The sequence below is a fragment of the Sphingobacterium sp. DR205 genome (assembly GCF_011064245.1).
In the GTDB taxonomy this organism is placed as follows: Bacteria; Bacteroidota; Bacteroidia; order Sphingobacteriales; family Sphingobacteriaceae; genus Sphingobacterium; species Sphingobacterium athyrii.
The window spans coordinates 6,490,059-6,512,640 of the sequence record NZ_CP049333.1 but is presented as its reverse complement, the minus strand read 5'-3'; the positions used below and the strand labels follow the sequence as shown (position 1 = coordinate 6,512,640).

At 42.0% G+C, this 22,582-nt stretch carries 11 protein-coding genes; all 11 read left to right on the top strand.

Annotated features, from left to right (window positions below; all coding sequences use genetic code 11):
- Nucleotides 1-120: 120 nt before the first annotated feature.
- The 11 genes from G6053_RS27595 to G6053_RS27545 all read left to right on the top strand — a co-directional run bounded on the left by G6053_RS27595 (nucleotide 121) and on the right by G6053_RS27545 (nucleotide 22,558).
- A complete protein-coding gene (locus G6053_RS27595; RefSeq protein ID WP_165309215.1) occupies nucleotides 121-3,522 on the top strand; it encodes a glycosyl hydrolase in 3,402 nt (1,133 codons plus the stop codon).
- Entirely contained in the window at nucleotides 3,512-5,548 is a 2,037-nt protein-coding gene (locus tag G6053_RS27590; protein WP_241254863.1) for a beta-L-arabinofuranosidase domain-containing protein, read from the top strand. Before G6053_RS27595 ends, G6053_RS27590 begins: the two co-directional genes overlap by 11 nt.
- Nucleotides 5,549-5,566: 18 nt before the next feature.
- Entirely contained in the window at nucleotides 5,567-6,988 is a 1,422-nt protein-coding gene (locus G6053_RS27585; RefSeq protein WP_165309214.1) for a sialate O-acetylesterase, read from the top strand.
- A gap of 6 nt (nucleotides 6,989-6,994) precedes the next feature.
- A complete protein-coding gene (locus G6053_RS27580; RefSeq protein WP_165309213.1) occupies nucleotides 6,995-9,319 on the top strand; it encodes a DUF5703 domain-containing protein in 2,325 nt (774 codons plus the stop codon).
- A gap of 257 nt (nucleotides 9,320-9,576) precedes the next feature.
- Complete coding sequence (rhaT, locus tag G6053_RS27575; protein ID WP_165309212.1) at nucleotides 9,577-10,653, top strand: L-rhamnose/proton symporter RhaT; 1,077 nt, start codon at nucleotides 9,577-9,579, stop codon at nucleotides 10,651-10,653.
- 23 nt (nucleotides 10,654-10,676) lie between these two features.
- Nucleotides 10,677-12,785: a bifunctional aldolase/short-chain dehydrogenase gene (locus G6053_RS27570; protein ID WP_241254862.1), complete on the top strand. Its 2,109-nt coding sequence runs from the start codon at nucleotides 10,677-10,679 to the stop codon at nucleotides 12,783-12,785.
- An 81-nt stretch (nucleotides 12,786-12,866) separates the two neighbouring features.
- Nucleotides 12,867-14,141, top strand: a complete 1,275-nt coding sequence (locus tag G6053_RS27565) for a TIM barrel protein (RefSeq protein ID WP_108634926.1) — start codon at nucleotides 12,867-12,869, stop codon at nucleotides 14,139-14,141.
- A 15-nt stretch (nucleotides 14,142-14,156) separates the two neighbouring features.
- Entirely contained in the window at nucleotides 14,157-15,524 is a 1,368-nt protein-coding gene (locus G6053_RS27560; RefSeq protein ID WP_108634927.1) for an FGGY family carbohydrate kinase, read from the top strand.
- Between the two features lie 335 nt (nucleotides 15,525-15,859).
- Nucleotides 15,860-17,167, top strand: coding sequence for a rhamnogalacturonan acetylesterase (locus G6053_RS27555; protein ID WP_165309210.1), 1,308 nt, complete (start codon nucleotides 15,860-15,862; stop codon nucleotides 17,165-17,167).
- Between the two features lie 437 nt (nucleotides 17,168-17,604).
- Entirely contained in the window at nucleotides 17,605-20,133 is a 2,529-nt protein-coding gene (locus tag G6053_RS27550; protein WP_165309209.1) for an alpha-L-arabinofuranosidase C-terminal domain-containing protein, read from the top strand.
- Nucleotides 20,134-20,161: 28 nt separating this feature from the next.
- Nucleotides 20,162-22,558, top strand: coding sequence for a glycosyl hydrolase 115 family protein (locus tag G6053_RS27545; protein ID WP_165309208.1), 2,397 nt, complete (start codon nucleotides 20,162-20,164; stop codon nucleotides 22,556-22,558).
- Nucleotides 22,559-22,582: the final 24 nt, after the last annotated feature.

The following is a 22,582-nucleotide window of genomic DNA, read 5'->3' as shown; positions in this document are numbered from 1 at the left end:
AGTAAAGTTAAACCCTGTAGGCGTCGACTAGTTGAAATGACGCGATAAGGGAGATAAATTCAAAATTGAAAGAAATAAGCTGTCCAACCTTTTGGATAGCTTTAAAGAACAAGATAAGATATGACGAGGATTAAGTTGCTATTAGGGACAAGTCTTCTTTTTGGCTGTTTGAGCGGTAATGCACAGATTAAAGGTATTCCAACGGCATTAGTTCCTTTGGATCAACATTCATTTGAACAGGCAAAACCTTGGGTATTTTGGTACTTTATGCATGCCAGCTATTCCAAGGAAGGGATTACTGCGGATCTGAAAGCGATGGCAGAAAATAAGATCGCAGGAGCCTATCTAGCGCCGATCAAGGGCAAAACCAATCCGCCTCTTTTCGATCCGCCGACAGAGACGTTGACACCAGCATGGTGGGATATGTTCAAATATATCGTCCGTGAAGCAAAAAAATACGGAGTAAAAATAGCTTTATTGCCCAATGATGGATTTGCAACCGCAGGGGGACCATGGATCAGTCCCGAGAAGTCGATGCAGAAAGTCGTGCATGCCGATACCGTAATCGATAGCAAGGGGGAGCGGCTGCGTAATGTTCAATTGCCACAACCACAAACCCAACAAGGCTATTACGAGGATATTGCCTTATTTGCGATACCACTGACACATTCGCCGCGAAAAAGCTTTACGGAGAAGGTCCACGTATCCAATAGCTATGGCGAAGATCTAAAACGATTGGCTGAAAGAGGGAATAAACAAAATTTTGCAACAGCTGCGTCCGGTTGGATACAGTATGCATTTGATCAGCCCTTCCCTTGCAATTCATTGAAAATTGAATGGACAGCATCCAACTACCAAGCGAACCGTTTGCAAGTTTGGGCTAGCGATGATGGCCTAAATTTTCGGAAGATTACACAATTAGAATCCCCCAGAATGGGCTGGTTGGACTGGGACAATGGCGTCACCCACCTGATTCCGTATACCAAAGCGAAATATTTTCGTTTTGTCTACGATCCTGTCGGTAGTGAACCCGGAGCCGAAGACCTTGATTCCGGTAAATGGAAACCTTCGCTAAAATTAAACGGCATCAGTCTTTTTGAAGAAGCGCAGGTCAATCAGATCGAAGGAAAGACAGGGGAAATCTGGCGTGTAGGAAAAAACTCTGAACCAAGCGCCGTAGCCAAAGACGCTATTGTCGGACAGCAACAGCTTATCCGTCTACCGAACCCCGACAGGGCAGGTCGTGTTGACCTCACATTGCCGGCAGGAAAATGGAAAATATTGCGTGTTGGGCATACCTCTACAGGACATAAAAACGAGACTGCAGGTGCTGGTAAAGGCTTAGAGTGTGATAAACTCGATGCGGCTACTGTCGCTTTTCAATTTGACCAGTGGTTTGGGGCAGCTAAAAAGCATGTAGATCCGCAGTTATCTAAAGAAGTCCTCACGGTATTTCATATTGATTCTTGGGAATGTGGCAGTCAAAACTGGACCCGAAGTTTTCCAAACGAGTTTTTGAAACGTCGAGGTTATGACTTGACCGACTATCTTCCTGTTTTGGCGGGTTGTTTTGTCAATAGTGTAGAAGATTCCGAAGCCTTTTTGCAAGATTACAGACAGACCATCAGTGAGCTGTTGCAGGAGAATGGTTATGCAACATTACGCCGGAAAGCGGATGAATATGGTGTCGAATTTACAGCTGAAGCCACGGCTCCTGTGATGGTCGGTGACGGGCTAGCCCATTTTGCTTCTACCGATCGTCCGATGGGCGAATTTTGGTTTAGAAGCCCTTCACACGACAAACCTGCGGATATTTTGGATGCCATTTCAGGCAGCCATATTTATGGCAAACAGGTGACTATGTCCGAAGCCTTTACCCAGATTCGGGCCCAATGGGACGAACATCCACGACTCCTAAAAAGTCTTCAGGATAGAAATTATGCCTTGGGAATCAACAACCTAGTCTACCATGTGTATGTGCATAATCCCTGGATGGACCGCAAACCTGGTATGACCATGGATGGTATTGGTACCTATTTTCAGCGCGATCAAACCTGGTGGAAACCCGGTAAAGAATGGGTGAATTATGCAATCCGGGCACAGCAGCTTTTACAACACGGGGTACCCGTACGTGATGTAGCTGTGTTTATTGGTGAAGAGATTCCTAGAAGATCTGTACTCCCAAGTACTTTAGTCGATGTGCTGCCTGGTATTATCGGTGATGCGCGTGTACATCGGGCAGATTCGCTGTTGGCCAATGTCGGCTTACCTCTGCAGAAAGTTGCGGGGGTGACCACTGGAGCTAATATGTATAGACCCGAAGATTGGGTCGATCCGCTACGAGGCTATGCTTACGATTCCTTCAATCCCGATGCGCTTTGGAACCAGACGAGGGTGCAGGACGGTAAGGTGGTTTTTGCGAATCATATTGCTTACTCTTTACTTGTGATGCCTGGAGAAACAGCATTAAATCCGAATGGTAGCCAATATTCCCTTCGTACCTTAGATCGCATCAAGAGTCTTGTCAATCGAGGGGCTACGGTGCTTTTTCAAGATATACCAAAGACCTGGCGGGGCAAATTGACGGATGAAAAAGTACAACAGTATCGCAGTTTGCTTGAAGAATTATTTAGCAACCTCGCGCCATTCACAAATACAACGTTAAAAGTTAAACAACTGGGCAAAGGACGGGTGCTTGTTGGACATTATCAAGCGAAGGATTTTAGTCCACTAAATATTGCTCCGGATGTGCTGATCAATGAAGGAGACAATCCGCATATCTCCTGGAACCATCGCCGTTTCGATGGTGGTCATTTGTTTTTTGTAGCCAATCAAGATAGCTTACCGCAAAAGGCAACGTTATCTTTACGGACAAAAGACAGCTATGCCTACCGTTATGATCCTGTGAGCGACAAACTAGCGGTTCTACCATTTAAAGTGATCAAGGATAGGACAATTGTTGACTTGTCATTTGAAGCCTATCAATCCGGCTTTGTTTTGACCACTGATAAAAAGATCGATGTACCAACCTATCAGTTATCCGGGAAAACAGCCTTGATAGAACCTTGGTCATTTACTGCTGATGGGCTGCACAACAAACAAACGCTTAAGCAGCAGGAACCTCAGTTTTGGACAAGCGGTACAGACAATGAAACTAAATACCATGCTGGCTCTGGAAGCTATGAGACAACGTTACGTGTTCAAGAGATTGGTAAAAAACAGCGTGCTTATTTGGAATTTTCAGCGATCGAATCCATGGCTGAAATTTTCATCAATGAACAGTATGCTGGTGTTGTCTGGACCAAACCTTATCAGATCGATGTAACTGATTTTATCCGGCAAGGTGATAACAAGATCAAGGTGAAAGTGTACAACACCTGGGGCAATCGCTTGCTGTACGAAAAAGAAAACCCCGCTGCAGAAAAGAAAATAAAAACGACGGCATCGGACAAGTTTCTGAAAGGCTTGCTGCCTTCGGGCTTGCAGGGGAAAGTTGAATTACTATGGCTAGATGCAAAATAAAGAAATCATGAATACGAAGCGCAAACTAATGATCCTGGGTCTCTTCTTCGCGACGGCCTGTAAGGTCCAGGCCCAGGAAAAGTCTATTACAAATACCGGTGCAAGCCCTTATGCCGTCCAACAAGCGGTCGATATGGGGGATGTGCAATGGACCAAAGGTTTTTGGGCCGATCGTACAAAGTCATGCTATGAGCAGATGGTGCCACAACTCTGGCACGTTTATACAGATGCTTCCATCAGTCACGCCTATCGGAATTTCGAAATTGCGGCAGGTTTGGAGAAAGGAGAGCATAGCGGACCATCCTTTCATGACGGCGATTTTTACAAAACATTGGAAGCTGTCTGCGCAATTTATGCACAGACAAAGGATAAAAAGCTACTTCACATGCTGGATGAAGTTATTCCCGTTATCCGCAAAGCGCAACGTGCCGATGGGTATATTTATACCAAAGCGACAATTGACCAGCAGCGGTCGGGACAAAATATTGAGTTTCAAGATCGGTTGAGTTTTGAATCCTATAATATCGGGCATTTGATGACTGCAGGATGTATACATTATCGGGCGACCGGACAACGCGAGTTGTTGGATATCGCAATCAAAGCAGCTGACTACCTGTATGGATTTTATAAAAAATCCAATCCGACCTTGGCCCGAAACGCAATCTGTCCCTCTCATTATATGGGTACTGTAGAACTTTATCGGACGACCAAAGACCAAAAATACCTTGAACTTGCCAAGCACTTGATCGATATTAAAGGTGAGATTGAGGATGGTACTGACGACAATCAGGACCGTATCCCATTCCGCAAGCAGCATAAAGCCACGGGACATGCCGTACGGGCAAGCTACCTCTATGCAGGAGTTGCCGACTTATGTGCCGAGATTGCAGATACCACATTGAGCAACCGCCTTTTTGAAATTTGGGCTGACGTCACTAAGCATAAGATGTACATTACTGGTGGTCTGGGATCGCTGTATGATGGTACCTCACCTGACGGAACTTCCTATAATCCCAGTGAGGTACAGAAAATCCATCAGGCATTTGGGCGGGATTATCAATTACCCAACTTAACTGCGCACAATGAAAGCTGTGCAAATATTGGCAATATGTTGTGGAATTGGCGCATGGCTAATTTCACGGGCGATGCAAAATACATCGATGTATTGGAACTGGCGCTCTATAATAGTGTACTGTCAGGGATTAGTTTAGATGGCGACAAATTTTTGTATACCAATCCATTGAGTTATTCATCCGATCTTCCATTCCAGCAGCGCTGGTCTAAAAAGCGGGTTCCTTATATCTCATTATCTAATTGCTGTCCACCCAATATCGTTCGTACTATTGCAGAAGTAGCCAACTATGCTTACGGACTATCCACAGATGCTGTTGCGGTCAACCTGTATGGCGGAAATGAATTGAATACAACATACCAAGGCAAACATATCAACATTGTACAAGAATCCAGCTACCCATGGGAAGGAGCCGCCATCTTCACCTTAAAAGAGTTTCCTTCCGATTATACTTTGAAACTACGGGTACCGGGTTGGGCTGGAAAGGCAGAAATATGGAAAAATAAGGTAAAAGTAGAAGTACCGATCAAGAAAGGCTATGCCCTTTTAGCAGGACCGCTGAAAAAAGGGGACCGCATTGAAATTAGGTTGCCCATGGATGTTTCTTTGATGGAGTCAAATCCATTGGTTGAAGAAACGCGTAACCAGGTTGCGGTCATGCGGGGGCCTGTGGTTTACTGTCTGGAAAAGCAGGATGTAGCTGCGGATGTCAATATCTTTGATCTGAAAATGAAACATGGCGAACAGTTCGCGCTGAGAAATGAAAATATCTTGGGACAGGATATTGTCTTGTTGGAAGGAAAAGCCTATCGTACAGATAGCACGAAATGGAATTCACTATACCGTAAAACTTCCGATGGAAAGCCTGAAACTATCCCTGTGCGTTTAGTACCCTATTTTGCTTGGGGAAACCGTACATTTGGTGATATGAGCGTTTGGATGCCAGTTTTTTAAAGCGATAAATTTATGACGATGAAAACTTGTTTTTTTGCGATCGTGTTACTGTTGGCCCAATTGAGTAGCCAGGCGAAAGTACATTTATCGGCTCTCTTTACCGATGGGATGGTGCTGCAGCAACAAAGTAAAGTCCCTGTCTGGGGCTGGGCAGACCCCCAGGCAACAGTAACCTTACAGACCTCCTGGAATGGGCAGAAATATCAAGCGAAAGTGGACAAGCTTGGCCAATGGAAAATTGTAGTGCAAACACCAGCAGCAGGCGGAGCTTATCAGATCAAGGTCTCAGAAAAAAATGTGATTGAACTGCACGATATTCTAATTGGCGAAGTTTGGTTATGTTCAGGTCAGTCGAATATGGAAATGCCTTTGAAAGGCTATCCTGGGCAACCCATCCTCGGCAGTACAGAAGCAATGATGAATTCCAAAGACGATCAATTGCGTATCTATACCGTTCCCCGCAATCCTTTGTTGCAGCCTGCATCGGATAGCAAACCAAGTGTTTGGAAAAAAGCAGAGCCACAGTCTGTTGTCAGTTTTAGTGCAACAGCCTACTATTTCGGTCGACAATTGCGCAAAACCTTGGGTGTGCCAGTAGGTTTGATTCATAGCAGCTATGGCGGTTCAAACATCGAAGCCTGGATGAAGGCATCTTGGCTGGCGGATCAGAAAGATATAGAGATCCCAAAAGAAGAGGAAGGCTTGAAAGATAAAAACCGCGTGCCGACCATGTTATATAATGGTATGATTCATCCCATTGCCGGTTACGGCATTCGTGGTATCATTTGGTACCAAGGTGAGTCCAACTACGAACGTCCGGATCAGTATGGAGTGTTGTTTCCCCGGATGGTCGAAAAGTACCGTGCGCTATGGGGAAATTATGAACTTCCTTTTTATTTTACGCAAATTGCACCATTTGATTACGCTTCATTACCGCCTTATCATGTAGGTGATAAATACAATTCGGCTTATCTGCGCGATGCACAGCGTAAATCATTGGATAAAATCCCGCATTCCGCTATGGCGGTTACCCTAGATTTGGGTGAACAAAATTGCATCCATCCATCACATAAACAGCAAAGTGGCGAGCGACTGGCCTATCTAGCTCTGCACGATAGCTACGGTTTTGCTTCACTAAATCTCAAAAGTCCTGTTTATGAAAAGTTGGAAATTAAAGGCAGTACCGCAGTACTCTCTTTTAAGGATGCACCGCTGGGGCTGACTTCATATGGTAAAGAAATAAAGACTTTTGAGATTGCGGGTAAAGATCAAGTTTTTTATCCTGCGGATGCTGTTTTGAAAGGAAAGACCATTGTTGTAGCGTCGCTCAAAGTTGAGGAGCCGGTGGCTGTTCGTTATGCATTTAAAGATTTCGTTGTCGGAGATGTGTTCGGGGCCAATGGCCTGCCCTTAAGTTCTTTCCGTACAGACGATTGGTAAACAGAAATGATGATTGAAAAACGTATTATAGGCATTCTAGTTTTAATAGTTGTTTTGTTAAGCCCAATTGAGGCTCAAGAGTTCAATTGGAAGGATTACAATGTATCTTGGACCACACAGAGCAAAAATTCATCTGAATCCATGCCTGTAGGTGGTGGAGATATTGGATTGAACGTTTGGGTGGAAAACGGTGAATTATTTTTGTATCTGGGAAAAACAGGCGCATTTGACGAGAACAATACCTTGTTGAAGCTCGGCCGCATCCGCCTCCATCTATATCCTAACCCCTTTGCAGACGGAAAATTCCAGCAGGAATTGCAGTTGGATAAAGGTCATATTGTCCTGAGGGGCGAAAGCAAAGGCGTCAAGGCCGAAGTACTGGTTTGGGTAGATGTGTTTAATCCCAATGTACATCTCGAAGTAAGTGCCAATCGGAAGATCAAGGTGGAAGCAGCTTACGAGAGCTGGCGTTTTCAGGATCTGTTTCCTAAGAAGAAGGAAAATAATGCGAATTCTTGGAAGTGGGCACCGCCAAAACCAGTGGTGACGCATAAAGATCAGGTTGTGGCAGAAGCAAACAATATTATTTTCTATCATCAAAATCAAGCGACTACCGCGTTTGACCTTGTCGTCGATCAACAAGGCCTGACAACCATCAAAGATTCGTTATACAACCCATTGAAAAACCGAATTTCAGGCGGTCTTTTAAAAGGTGAGGATTTTGAATACGTCGGCCAGCGTGCAGGGACGTATATGAATACCCCATACCAATCTTGGATACTCAAAAGTAAAGCGGCAAAGACCAATCATGCGCTTCAAGTGACGTTGCATGTAGGGCAACAAGCAGACTTGCAACACTGGAAAACAGCACTGGAGGATCTGGCTACGCCCAAACCTAGCTTTGTATCGCTAAAACGAGCGACAGAATCCTGGTGGAAATCCTTTTGGGATAGAAGTCATATCGTCATCCAGCCAGGCTTAAAAGACCCTAATAATGAAGCTTGGCAAGTTGGCAGAAACTATCAGTTGTTTCGATTTATGCTGGCTTGTAACGCTTATGGGGACTATCCAACAAAATTTAACGGGGGGTTATTCACCTATGATCCTGTCACAATTGATAGTACATTTACGTTCACACCGGATTTTCGTAATTGGGGTGGAGGTACCCACACGGCACAAAATCAGCGCTTGGTCTATTGGCCATTATTGAAGAGCGGCGATTTTGATCTAATGCCGGCACAATTTAAGTTTTACCAACGCCTTTTGGGGAACGCCGAATGGCGATCCAAATTTTATTGGGGTCATTCCGGTGCAAGCTTTACGGAGCAGATTGAAAATTTTGGTTTACCCAATCCAGCAGAATACAATTGGAAACGGCCAAAAGATTTCGATAAGGGCCTAGAATACAATGCTTGGCTGGAATACGAATGGGATACTGTGCTGGAGTTCTGCATGATGATACTAGAAACCGAACGTTATAATAAGTCCGATATTCAGACTTATATCCCGCTGATAGAAAGTTGTCTACGTTTTTTTGATGAGCATTATCAATACCGGGCACGGCAACGAGGTAGCAAGGTATTGGATGATGCAGGTCACCTTGTCCTGTATCCGGGCTCCTCCGCGGAGACCTATAAAATGGCCTATAATTCGGCTAGCACGATTGCAGCGTTACAGGAGGTAACAAAAGGATTGCTGGCATTGCCAGAGGGGTATATCAACGCTGAGTCGCGTAGTTATTTTCAGGGGTTTTTAACCAGAATCCCACCTTTGCCACGGCGTGAACTCGGGGGCAAAAAGATGTTGGCGCCAGCACAGCTATGGGCCCGGATCAACAATACCGAATCCCCGCAGCTCTATCCCGTCTATCCTTGGGGAATTTATGGTATTGGTAAACCAAATATGGATATTGCAGTCAATACCTACACTGATGATCCCGATGTGCTTAAATTCAAAAGTCATATTGGCTGGAAGCAACATAATATTTTTGCTGCACGTCTCGGATTGGTCGACGAAGCAAAGCAATTGACTCTCCTGAAACTCAAAAATGCGGAACGGCGATTTCCAACTTTTTGGGGGCCGGGCTTCGACTGGGTTCCGGATCATAACTGGGGTGGTTCAGGTATGATCGGCTTACAGGAAATGCTTTTGCAGGTAGTGGATGATAAAATTTACCTTTTTCCAGCTTGGCCCAAAGAATGGGATGTAGATTTTAAGCTGCATGCTCCCGGGCAGACCACCGTCGAAGGCAGGTTAAAGGATGGTAAATTATTGGATCTAAAAGTTTTTCCAAAAGAACGGGAAGCAGCTATTATCAACCTCTTAAAATAAGCTACTAGTGGATCGCTAACGGTATATTATCGCTTATGAATTGACTTAAGCGTAGCTAGCCAGAGCAAAAGTATATACTTTTGAATGCTTGAATACTAAATAGCTAAAAATACAAGTCTAAATAAACTGGGCTGTCCATTTTGGAGTAGCCCAGTTTGTGTTTTTGACCCTTTATGGAAAGAAGGTCATAACAGTGCATAACAGTTCTAAAAAACCAATGAATTAACTTAGTTGCTAAGAACCTAAATAACGTTTATATGAATGCAGTTTTCGGAGTTATATTTCATTTCATAGGCGGATTCGCCTCGGGAAGTTTTTATGTGCCGTACAAGAAAGTAAAAGGATGGTCCTGGGAGTCCATGTGGATTTTAGGGGGGCTTTTTTCGTGGATCATTGTGCCGCCTATAGCGGCGATGTTAACGATACCCAATTTTGCTGAAATTATTAAAAGTACTGATAACGCCATATTAGGTTATACTTTTTTGTTCGGTTTGCTTTGGGGAATTGGTGGATTAACCTACGGTCTTGGTGTGCGCTATCTCGGTGTTTCGTTAGGTAGCAGCATTATTTTAGGGCTTAGCATGGTCTTTGGTTCTTTGATGCCCAGCATCTATTATTTTTTCAATAAGGCCGAGGGCAAACATGGCATAGATTATTTTTTTACTACCCAATCTGGTATCTGTATCCTTCTTGGACTTTTAGTCTGTGTGCTTGGTGTCTATCTATGTGGTAAAGCTGGTGTTTCAAAAGAAAAACACTTATCCACATTATCCTCAGAAAGCAAGTCCGATTATAATTTTGGTTTAGGGATCGTTGTGGCTATTGTTTCAGGAATATTGAGTGCTTGTTTCAATTTCGGTATTGAAGCAGGAAAGCCCATGGCTGATGTGGCAAATATATTGTGGAAGTCTACTAATCCAAATCAAGGTGAATTTCTTTACCAGAATAATGTCACTTACATTGTGATTTTATGGGGTGGTTTTACGACTAATTTCCTATGGTGTCTTTACCTTTTGATCAAGAACAAAACGTTTTCGGACTATACGAAATCTGATGCACCTAAAGGCAAAAATTTCCTTTTATGTGCTTTAGCAGGAACGACTTGGTATTTACAGTTTTTCTTTTACGGTATGGGCGAAAGCCGCTTGGGTAATGGAGCTAGTTCTTGGATATTGCATATGGCGTTTATCATTTTGATATCAAATGCTTGGGGTGTGGTACTCAAAGAATGGAAAGGTGTAGATCGGCCTACCTATCGTTCCATAATAGCTGGTATCCTGACAATTATCATTTCGATTTGTATCGTAGGGTTCGCGAAAACATTAGAAAATTAATATTAAAACAAAATATAGAAGAAGTGAAAACGTACAAACATGTCAATTATTTATGGGACGATCAGAAAGCTCAAGCACTTCGTGGTGATGAGGTAGCTTTGTTGTTATATCGTTCAAATATTCTAGGTGCAGATTTAAGAATCACAAATTATGGCGGTGGTAATACGTCTTGTAAAGTTGTGGAAAAAGATCCGTTGACGGGCGAAGAAGTTGATGTGATGTGGATTAAAGGATCTGGTGGAGACATTGGAACGTTAAAAAAGTCAGGTCTTGCGGCGCTTTATTTACAACGTCTTCGCAATTTGGAGAATGTCTATCGTGGTCTTGAACATGAAGATGAAATGGTTGAGTTATTTAACCATTGTATCTATGATTTAGCGTCAAAAGCACCTTCTATAGATACGCCTTTACATGGATTCTTACCATTTAAACATATTGATCATTTACATCCCGATGCTGCGATTGCGATTGCTGCGGCCAAAGATGGTAAAAAAATTACGCAGGAATTGTTCGGCGGAACTATTGGCTGGGTAGATTGGCAACGTCCGGGATTCGATCTTGGGCTGCAATTGCGTGCCTGCTTGGAAGCAAATCCAGGTATCCGTGGTATCATGCTGGGCTCACATGGCTTGTTTACTTGGGGCGATACAGCATACGAATGTTATATCAATTCCTTGGATGTAATCGAAGCTTGCGCGGAATATCTTGAGCAGAACTATGGTAAAAAAGCACCTGTATTTGGTGGACAGCAAGTAACTAGCCTGAGCAAGGAGGAAAGAACGTCACAGGCCGCCAAACTCGCTCCTGTTTTACGAGGTTTCTGTTCAAGTGAACGTCACATGATCGGACACTTCACGGATGATGAGCGTGTATTGGAATTTATCAATTCACATGATTTAGAACGTTTGGCCCCGCTTGGTACCAGCTGCCCGGACCACTTCTTAAGAACCAAAATTCAACCGTTGGTGTTGAATCTGGATAAATCAGAAGATTTGGACAACGTGGAGGAGCTAAAAGCGAAATTGACGCCATTGTTTGAAGCATACCGTGAAATGTATGCACAATATTACGAAAACTGCAAACATGAAAACAGCCCAGCCGTACGTGATAAAAATCCGGTCATTGTTTTGTATCCGGGTGTTGGTATGTTTGCTTTTGCCAAAGACAAACAAACGGCACGTGTAGCGGCAGAATTTTATACCAATGCGATCAACGTAATGAAAGGGGCCGAAGCCGTAAGTGAATACACTGCTTTGCCTCGTCAGGAAGCGTTTGATATTGAATATTGGTTACTGGAAGAAGCGAAGCTTCAACGTATGCCAAAGCCAAAAGCTTTGTCTGGAAAAATTGCCTTGGTCACTGGAAGCGGTGGCGGTATCGGAAAAGCAATTGCCAAAAAGATGGCTCAAGAAGGTGCTGTTATTGTCTTAAATGATATCAATACAGAACGTTTGGAGTCGAGTAAAGCAGAATTTGTAGCCGAATTTGGAAAAGATGCAGTCATCGCTACGATCCTTGATGTAACCAGTGCGGAATCTATTAAGGACGCCTTAAAAGATGCTGCTTTAGCATTTGGTGGTATCGATATTGTCGTCAACAATGCGGGATTATCGATTTCCAAGACAATCGAAGATCATACAGAGAAAGATTGGGATTTATTGTACAATGTATTGGTAAAAGGCCAATTCTTAGTTACTCAAGGAGCGACCTCACTCTTAAAAGGCCAGGCAATCGGTGGCGATATCATCAACATCGTCAGTAAAAATGCCTTGGTTAGTGGTCCCAATAATACAGGATACGGGAGTGCAAAAGCTGCGCAATTGCATTTAAGTCGTTTATGTGCAGCAGAATTAGGGCCTGCAGGAGTACGTGTGAACGTTGTGAATCCAGATGCGGTTATTTCAGACAGCAATATCTGGGCAGGTGGATGGGCTGAAGGTCGCGCTAAGGCTTATGGCATCACGGTTGCCGAATTACCAGCTTACTATGCAAAACGCACGCTTTTGAATCAGATCATCCTTCCAGAAGACATTGCAAATGCATGTTTTGCTTTTGTCGGCGGATTATTGAATAAATCTACTGGAAATGTTCTGAACGTTGACGGAGGTGTTGCTATGGCGTTTGTACGCTAATTTTTATATCTTAGGTGTCGCGTTCAGAAAGGGAAAAGATGTGCGCGACACCTAACATTTTTACACGATAACCATTATATCATGATTTTAGATAAGAAAATTATAGATCAGCACAATAACCAATTAAAAGATAAGCATAAAAGAGCATTTGACTATGTGTCGGGAGATATTGCACAGGTAGATGAAATCCTGGATAAACTTCAAAAGTTTCAAATTGCCATACCAAGCTGGGCATTAGGTACAGGTGGAACTCGTTTTGGCCGTTTTTCCGGTGCTGGTGAACCGGGTACTTTAGAGCAAAAGCTTGAGGATGTTGGGTTGTTGCATGCACTTAACAGATCAAGTGGAGCAATTTCATTGCACATTCCTTGGGACATCCCTTCAGATGCAGAAAAAATTAAAGCTTTGGCATCTTCATTAGACATTGGATTTGATGCAGTAAACTCTAATACTTTTCAAGATCAGGCAGGCCAGGAGCATAGTTATAAGTTTGGCTCCCTACACCATGTCGATCCAAAAGTTCGTCAGCAAGCTGTAGATCATAATATTGAAGTAATCAACTATGGCAAAGCAGTTGGTTCTAAAGCGTTGACAGTTTGGCTGGCTGATGGTTCTTCTTTTCCTGGGCAGTTAAATTTTAGAGAGGCTTTTCAAAATACATTGTCTAGTTTAAGTGAGATTTACAAACACTTACCAGAAGATTGGAAACTTTTTGTAGAGTACAAAGCATTTGAACCGTATTTTTATTCCATGACAATTGGTGATTGGGGCCAATCCCTTTTGTTGGCCAACAAATTAGGGCCGAAAGCATATACATTGGTTGATTTGGGACACCATCTGCCAAATGCAAACATTGAACAAATTGTTTCTTTATTATTGATGGAAGGAAAATTGGGCGGATTCCATTTCAATGATAGCAAGTATGCTGACGATGACCTGACTGCGGGTAGTATCAAACCTTATCAACTATTTTTGATCTTTAATGAATTGATCGATGGTATGGATGTGAAAGGTATTGACCATGCGAGCGGACTGGGGTGGATGATTGATGCTTCGCATAATCTGAAAGACCCATTGGTAGACCTTCTACAGTCAGTTGAAGCAATTAAGATTGCTTATGCTCAGGCTTTGTTGGTGGATCGTAAAGCATTGAAACAGGCACAACAGGCAAATGATATCGTGAAAGCACAAGAAATTTTACAGGATGCATTCCGTACCGACGTCAGACCGCTTGTTGCAGAAGCAAGACTAAGAAGTGGAGCAGCTTTAAATCCTGTTCAGTTATTCAATGAAGGAAATTTACGCAGTAAACTTATCGAGGAACGGGGAGTAAATTCTGTAGCTACAGGTTTGTAATTAGGGAAAAAAAGAATGAAGGGGAAACCAATACCAGTAGTCGCGATATTCGACGTTGGGAAGACGAACAAGAAATTATTTCTCTTTAACGAGCAGTACCAAATCGTATTTGAACGGTCGGCTCGTTTTTTGGAAACTGTAGATGAAGATGGCGATCATTGCGAGAATTTGGAGAGTTTACGTCTGTCAGTTTTTGATTCGTTGCATGAGGTGTTTCGAAAAGGCGAGTTTGAAATCAAAGCAATTAATTTTACCTCATATGGAGCAAGTTTTGTCTACATTGATAAAGATGGCAGGCCTTTGACGCCATTATATAATTATTTAAAAGAATACCCTAAAAAATTGTTGGAATCTTTTTATGCACAATACGGTGGAAAGGATAAATTCGCATTAGAAACCTCCTCTCCAAGCCTGGGGAGTCTGAATTCAGGACTACAGGTTTACCGCTTGTCAAAACTTAAACCAGCTATATTTAAGGAAGTGAAGTGGGCGCTACACCTTCCACAATACTTGAGTTATCTGATCTCGGGGCAAGCTTATTCGGATATGACAAGTATTGGTTGTCATACAGCGCTATGGGATTTTAGTAAGAATAATTATCATAGGTGGGTAGAAGATACAGGCATTATTGATAAAATGGCTCCGATCGTTCAGGGAGATCGTCTTTACAGAGCGACATTTCCGGGCAGTGGTTATCTCGTAGGTAGCGGTTTGCACGACAGTTCGTCTGCATTGATCCCCTATTTACTGAATTTTCACGAACCTTTTATATTGATTTCGACAGGAACCTGGTGTATTTCTTTCAATCCGTTCAATATTGATCCGCTCACCAAAGAAGAACTTCACAGTGACTGTCTTTTGTATATGACCTATACGGGGAAACCTGTGAAAGCATCACGACTATTTGCAGGATATGAACATGAGGAGCAAATAAAACGTATAGCTAAAGCATTCCAGATTTCTACAGGCAAATTTAAGCAGATCGATTTGGATTGGACCATAATAGAGAAATATCAAGCTTTGGATATTTCGGATGAACTGTCTGCCTTTTCCACAATTGATCTGAGTCATTTTAGCGATTATATCGAAGCTTATCATGTGCTAATGATGCATTTGGTCAAGGCTCAAGTAAAGGCGACTACGCTTGTCATGAATCAAACCGGAGTACAGCGAATATTTGTGGATGGAGGTTTTAGTCGTAATCACATATATATGGGACTACTGGCTCAAGCCTTTCCAAATAGTGAAGTGTTTGGAGCCTCTATGGCCCAAGCAACAGCACTTGGTGCTGCTTTAGTGATTCATGATCATTGGAATAGCCGGGAGATTCCAAATGATATTATAGAGCTAAGGTATTTTAGAACCAAACAGCAAACACATTAGTGCGATGTTATAGTTGAATAGGATTTAGTTTTTTTATTAGTTATCGTGGGAGGTCAGGCAACTTGTTGTCTGGCCTTTTTTTAATGAGCTATGAGTCGTTGGGAATTGTAAAAATAAAAGGCTTCCAAACGGGAGTAAGGAAACCTTTTATTAAAAACCTAAAATTATGAATAATTATACCAATTATTATATGATGATCAAAGGTGCTAATAATAATTCAATTAGCTGTCCTGAACTGTCGACAGATGCGTGAAATGATGGGTACAGGTAAGCGCAGGGTAGTGGAGTGGAAATGGAAAACTATATTTGAGCGTCCTTAATTTGTAAACCTAAAGATGAAGAGATTAATCTTAGTGATCGGATTTTTTTTCCAGTTGTGGAGTCCTGTTTTGTTTGCCGAACAGATAGTAAGGGAATTTAGCTTTGGGAAAGCTAAAGGCAGTACTGCAATTTCGTTGGAGAAAGCGCAGCCTTATCTGGAGGCTCAGGGGTATGGATTCGAGTTTTCGACAGAAAAGAATGTCGTTATCGATCACAAAAATAAAATGCTATTAAGCAAAAAACCATTTTACTTCTCTGTGAAAGTTCCGGAAGGGAATTATAAGATTACGATTAGATATCAAGGTTTACAGAACAAATCTTATATGAGTACAATACGGTCTGAATCCCGGAGGTTGCAAATTGAAAATCAAGTGGTGCTCCCTAATAAAGTGTTAGATAGGACCATTATCGTACACATTAAAAATCCGAAGATTGCTTCTGGTGGAATTGTAGCATTGAAGAAGCCACGTGAACTCCAGAAATTGGACTGGGATGAAAAGCTGACTTTAGAGTTTCAACAAACAAATTATATATCAAGCCTCCGTATAGAATCGATTAATGCTATTCCTACAGTATTCTTGGCAGGTAATTCTACTGTGGTGAATCAAGAGGATGAACCTTGGGCTTCGTGGGGACAAATGATTCCACTTTTTTTTGATGCGGAAATTGCGATAGCCAATCATGCTGAATCGGGATTGGCCTTAAGTTCATTTCTTTCCTCAAAAAGATTGGACAAAATTCTTTCTATTGCTAAGCCCGGCGATTATTTATTTATCGAATTTGGGCACAATGACCAAAAGGAAAAAGGAGAGCATGCCGGTGCTTATAAAGGATACAGCGACCGATTACGCTACTTTGTTCGTGAATTTCGGGCGAAAGGTGGTATTCCCGTTATCTTGACTTCAACAGCAAGACGCTCATTTGATGAACAGGGACATTTGGTACACACTTTAGGAGACTTTCCAGATGCGGCACGAAAGGTCACAGCCGAGCTCCAGGTACCTATGATAGACCTCAATAAGAAAACGAGTATGTTTTATGAAGCATTGGGTGTTGAGGGATCAAAAAGGGCATTTGTCCATTATCCGGCCCATACTTTCCCAAATCAACAGCATGATTTAGCTGATAATACCCATTTTAACCCCTATGGGGCTTATGAAATTGCAAAAATGGTGTTAACAGGAATTAAAGAGAATCAGTTGCCGATTATGGAACATATCGTCGATTTTCAAGGCTTTGATCCGCAGCAACCAGATGATTTTAACACTTGGTATTGGCCACCAAGTTTGATTAATAGCGTTGTAAAACCAGATGGCAATTAGTTTTGTATTGATATAATGACAAGGTCGGACAATATTTGTTCGGCCTTTTTTATGCGCTATTTGCTTCTTCTTGTATAGCATTCTTGCTAGAATCAATTTACATTTGAGTTGGATAGTTCATTTTTCCTAAAAAACTCATCTCACATAGAAGATCGGGGGCATCCCGTCTTCAAAAAAAATAGAGCAGAAAATTATTGAACATGATACCACAGGATAGTCAACACCATAATATTTAATATCATTGTACCATATATACCGCTTGTGAGAGGCAATCAACAACAACCGACCCCATGCCAAACTCAATAAAAAACCTAGTGGTAGATGATTAAAAAAATACATCGTAATATGTCAGTGACGATTATTTCTTTTAATTGTGAGGTTTGTATTTTATAAATGTAATTTATACATTTATAGATATTTCTGATTAATTATAACCAATGAGAACTGATAACTTCAAATTAAGAGCCTATAATTTGTTTCTTACAAAATCGCTCTGCTTCTTTTGTTTATTCTGGATTTCCAATGTCAATGCTAATGTGCATAGGATGAAGGCGTCTGAACCGGATTCAGCCTATTTTTTTGCTTATGCAAAAGAAAAGAATGCTGGCAGAGACGGGCTATTATATGCCTGGAGTCTGGATGGTAAAAAATGGAATTCAATTGGGACAGATTTGGCTTTTGTGAAATCTGATTATGGTCGTTGGGGATCAGAAAAACGAATGATTAATCCGGTATTATTACCACGAAAAGGAGGAGGATGGACCTGTGTATGGCAATTAACCCCTGAAAATAATGGTCCGTATGCACATACTTATACAAATGATTTTTTCAATTGGGGTAGGCAAGACTATTATGTTGCATTAAACGATTTGGATAAATCAACGGCGTCTCTTGTAAAAAACAGTTTGTTGGCTCGCGAACAAATTTCACTTCTTGGAGATCGTTTACATGGGACGAAGTTGAAAGTTTCATGGTCTGTTATTAAAGAATTAATTAAACATTATGATCTTGCTTTGCTTAAGCAAAAGCAATGGTCCGAAAGAAGTATTGATGATGCCACCCGTTTCCCTGGCCTAAAGCGATTGGATATTAAATTGACGCCGAAAACAGAACAAACCAAGCCTATTAGTGACATGTTGGTGGGTGTATTTTTCGAGGATATTAATTACGCGGCAGACGGAGGTCTTTATGCAGAATTGATTCAAAATCGGGATTTTGAATATAAATTGAGCGATAAGCAAGGGCAGGACAAAAATTGGAACGAAAAAACAGCTTGGTCCATTGATGGGGCAGGACAATTCAGTATTGACAGTCTAAACCCCATTCATCCCAATAATAAACATTATGCTAGGCTGCGGGGGGCAGGCACATTAAGAAATATAGGGTACGATGGAATTGCCCTGGATAAAAACGAACGCTATGATCTTTCATTTTTTGCAAGAGGTACGTCCGGTAAAGGGCGCCAACTAAAAATTCGGATGAGCACGAAAGATGGAAAGATCCTGGATGAGAAATCTTTAACTGTTGACAGCAAAAACTGGAAGAAATATCAATTGACATTGACCCCTAATTCAACCTGTAAGGATGCTGTGTTGGAGCTTGTATTTACAGATCTACAACAATTGGATCTGGACCTGATTTCTTTATTTCCTCAGCATACATATAAAGGACGTAAAAATGGATTACGAAAGGATTTAGCGGAAGCAATTGCAGCGTTAAATCCTCGTTTTGTCCGTTTCCCGGGAGGCTGTTTGGCACATGGAGATGGAATCGAAAACATCTATCATTGGTCCAGTACAGTAGGGCCATTGGAAAGCCGCGTGCCGCAGCGGAATATGTGGGGATATCACCAGACTGTAGGGTTGGGCTATTACGAATATTTCCAATTTTGTGAAGATATCGGGGCGCATGCTGTTCCGGTAGTCGCAGCTGGTGTGCCTTGTCAAAATTCGGGATCACATGGACATCCGCTAGGTGGCCAGCAGTGCGGTATCCCAATAGAAGATATGGATGATTATATCCAGGAAGTATTAAATCTGATTGAATGGGCCAATGGTGATAAAAATAGCACATGGGGAAAAGTACGTGCGGCAGCGGGGCACCCCGAACCATTTCATCTAAAATATATTGGTGTAGGTAATGAAGACCTAATATCCAATGTATTTGAAGAGCGTTTTACCATGATTTACAATGCTATTCGCGAAAAATATCCGGATATACAAGTTATCGGGACAGCAGGTCCTTTTTTCGAGGGAACAGATTATGTTGAAGGTTGGAAAATTTCCAATAAATTAAACGTGCCCATTATGGACGAACATTATTATCAGACACCAGGATGGTTTATTCATAATCAAGACTTTTATGACAAATATGACCGGAGTAAATCGCAAGTGTATTTAGGAGAATATGCGGCGCATATTCATGGGCGGGCGAGTACCTTGGAAGTGGCACTGGCGGAGGCAGCCTATCTAACAGCGTTGGAAAGAAATGGCGATATCGTTAAGATGGCTTCTTACGCGCCGCTGCTAGCCAAAGAGGACTATACCCAATGGCGCCCCGATCTTATTTATTTCTCTAATACCGATGTGACATTGACACCTTCCTACTATGTACAGCAATTATTTGGTCGTAATAACGGAACCGAATATGTTCCAGTAGAAGCAAGTTATTCTAATACTGTCATGGATGTACAAAAGCGTGTGGCATTTTCTATTGTCAGAGATCCGAAAGATCAATCGCTCGTTTTAAAAATGGTCAACATTTTACCTGTTACGGTTAATATACAATTGGATCTGAACAAGCTTAATTTAAAAGCTGAAACAGCGGTTGTTTCACAGTTAACTGGAAAATTGGATAGTAAAACTGCTAAACCTGAAGAGCGGACTGAAACAGTTGAAAAGCTTAAGCATCAACAATTGCCACCCTATTCGTTGACCATCATACGAATTGAGTCCGCAGCGAAATAGCTTGTTAAAATATGATAAACCGTCTCAAATGAAGAAATTTTTATTGATCTTGATTCATTTTTGTTTGGCAATAGCACCCTTGTTTGCCAGCGAAGCATTCCATCTGATCAAAAATAATCAGGCAGCTAATATCTATTACGGTGGCGGAAATCCTGTTATTGAAACTGCATTGGAACTCCTGGGGGCAGATGCGCAACAAGTCAGCCAATCTGCATTTAATCGAATAGCACATCCCGATCCCGGAGCGATTATCGTTGGTCAATTAAATGATCCAGTAATCGGCAAATTAATAAAAGATCATCACATTTCTCTTTCTGATATATCCGACAAATGGGAGGCTTTTTATTTAAAAGTCATTCAAATTGAAAAAGTGCCGACACTGTTAGTGGTAGGCTCTGATGCTAGAGGGACGGCATACGGTGTTATGGAAATTTCTAGAAAATTGGGTGTTTCTCCATGGTCTTGGTGGGCAGACGTAACCCCCCGCAAAAGATCTAACGTTTCACTATCGCCCAACTTTGAAGACAAACAATCTCCCTCGGTACAATTCAGGGGTATATTTCTGAATGACGAGGATTGGGGGTTGACACCTTGGAGCAGCAAAACCTATGAACCCGAAGCAAAATTGGATGTAGGAATTGATCTGACGAAAACAAAAAAAATGTCTACGATCGGGCCTAAAACTTATGCCCGTATTTTTGAATTATTGTTACGCCTTCGAGCCAATTCAATCTGGCCGGCGATGCATGAGGTTACAGTTCCTTTTTATTTTGTTCAAGGAAATCGGGAAATGGCCGAAAAATATGGAATATATATCGGCTCATCGCATTGTGAACCACTCGCTCGAAATAGTGCTACAGAATGGGATATCGTAGGCAAAGGGCCCTATAACTATTTAACAAATAAAACGGAAATTGTCGAGTATTGGTCAAATCGACTGAAAACACTTGGTCAATCTCATAACATATTTACACTTGGTATGCGGGGGAAACACGATGGAGCAATGGAGGGTGTTAAAACAATTGCAGCTTATAAAAATGCATTCAATGAGGTTCTCCAGGATCAAACGGATCTGTTGAGAAAATATATCAATGCAGATCCGGCGCAGATTCCTCAAGTCGTTATACCCTATAAAGAGGTATTGGATGTTTACCGAGCTGGTATAGACGTTCCTGACTATACCACGTTGATGTGGTGTGATGATAATTATGGTTACATTACGCATTTCCCAGATGAAAAAGAGAAGAAAAGAAAAGGTGGGAATGGGCTCTATTATCATATATCGTATTGGGGAAGACCGCATGACTACCTCTGGCTATCGACCATGAGTCCGGCATTGATCTATCAGCAATTGAGTACCGCATTTCGGCACGATATGAGGAAAATGTGGATTGTCAATGTTGGGGATATTAAGCCTGCTGAATATCAGATTGAGCTATTGATGGACATGGCCTGGAATATAGAACAGGTACAAAAAATGGGCATCAACCAGCACATGAATCATTTTCTGCAAAGGGAATTCGGAAATCGTTTGGCGAAGAAAATAGTACCGTTAATGCAGGAACACTATCGGTTGGCCCATATTCGAAAACCTGAGTTTATGGGAAATACGCGGACAGAGGAGAAAGATCCTGCCTATAAAATTGTTAAAGATCTGCCTTGGTCAGAACAGCAGATTCAGAAGCGATTGGTACAGTATAAACATCTTCAGGACGCTGCCACTGCAATTGATGCCACTGTGCCGCTAGACCGAAAGGATACCTATTTTGAATTGGTCCTTTATCCGGTAGTTGCAGCGGCAAAGATGAACGAGAAGCATCTGTATGCACAATTGGCACGCCATGGCAAAGCTGAGTGGGAAAAAAGCCACGTGGCATATGATAAAATCCTTTCTTTAAGTAAACGATACAATGCATTGAATAATGGTAAGTGGAAAGGTATCATGGATTGTAAACCAAGAGACCTTGCTGTTTTCGATAAACTTATTGAAGAAAAAGCGGTCGCACCGATGGCTGATGATGATCAGCCTGCCAAGCGAATTTCGGGTAAAGATTTAACGGGTTCAATTGGGTATGAAGGCTTAGGTTATCAAGGACAGGCAGCGGCTATCCCATTGGGCGTAGAAGCCAAGTATCGACTTCCGAGATTAAAGAGCGATTCTGTGACCATTGTCGTCCACTTGCTGCCTACTCATCCTGTCTCTTCAGATGATTTGCGTTTTGAGCTGTCTTTGGGAAAAGAAAAATCTTCGCCCATTTCTTACAAAACAATCGGACGAAGTGAAGAATGGAAAGAGAATGTCTTGCGGAATCAGGCTATTCGAAAGATTAAATTTAAAATAACTAATTTACAACAAGATATATTGCGCATAAAAGCACTCGATGAAGGAGTGATAGTCGACGAAATCGCGCTATATCTGGATTAAAGTTTTCTTCTTCTACTATATACT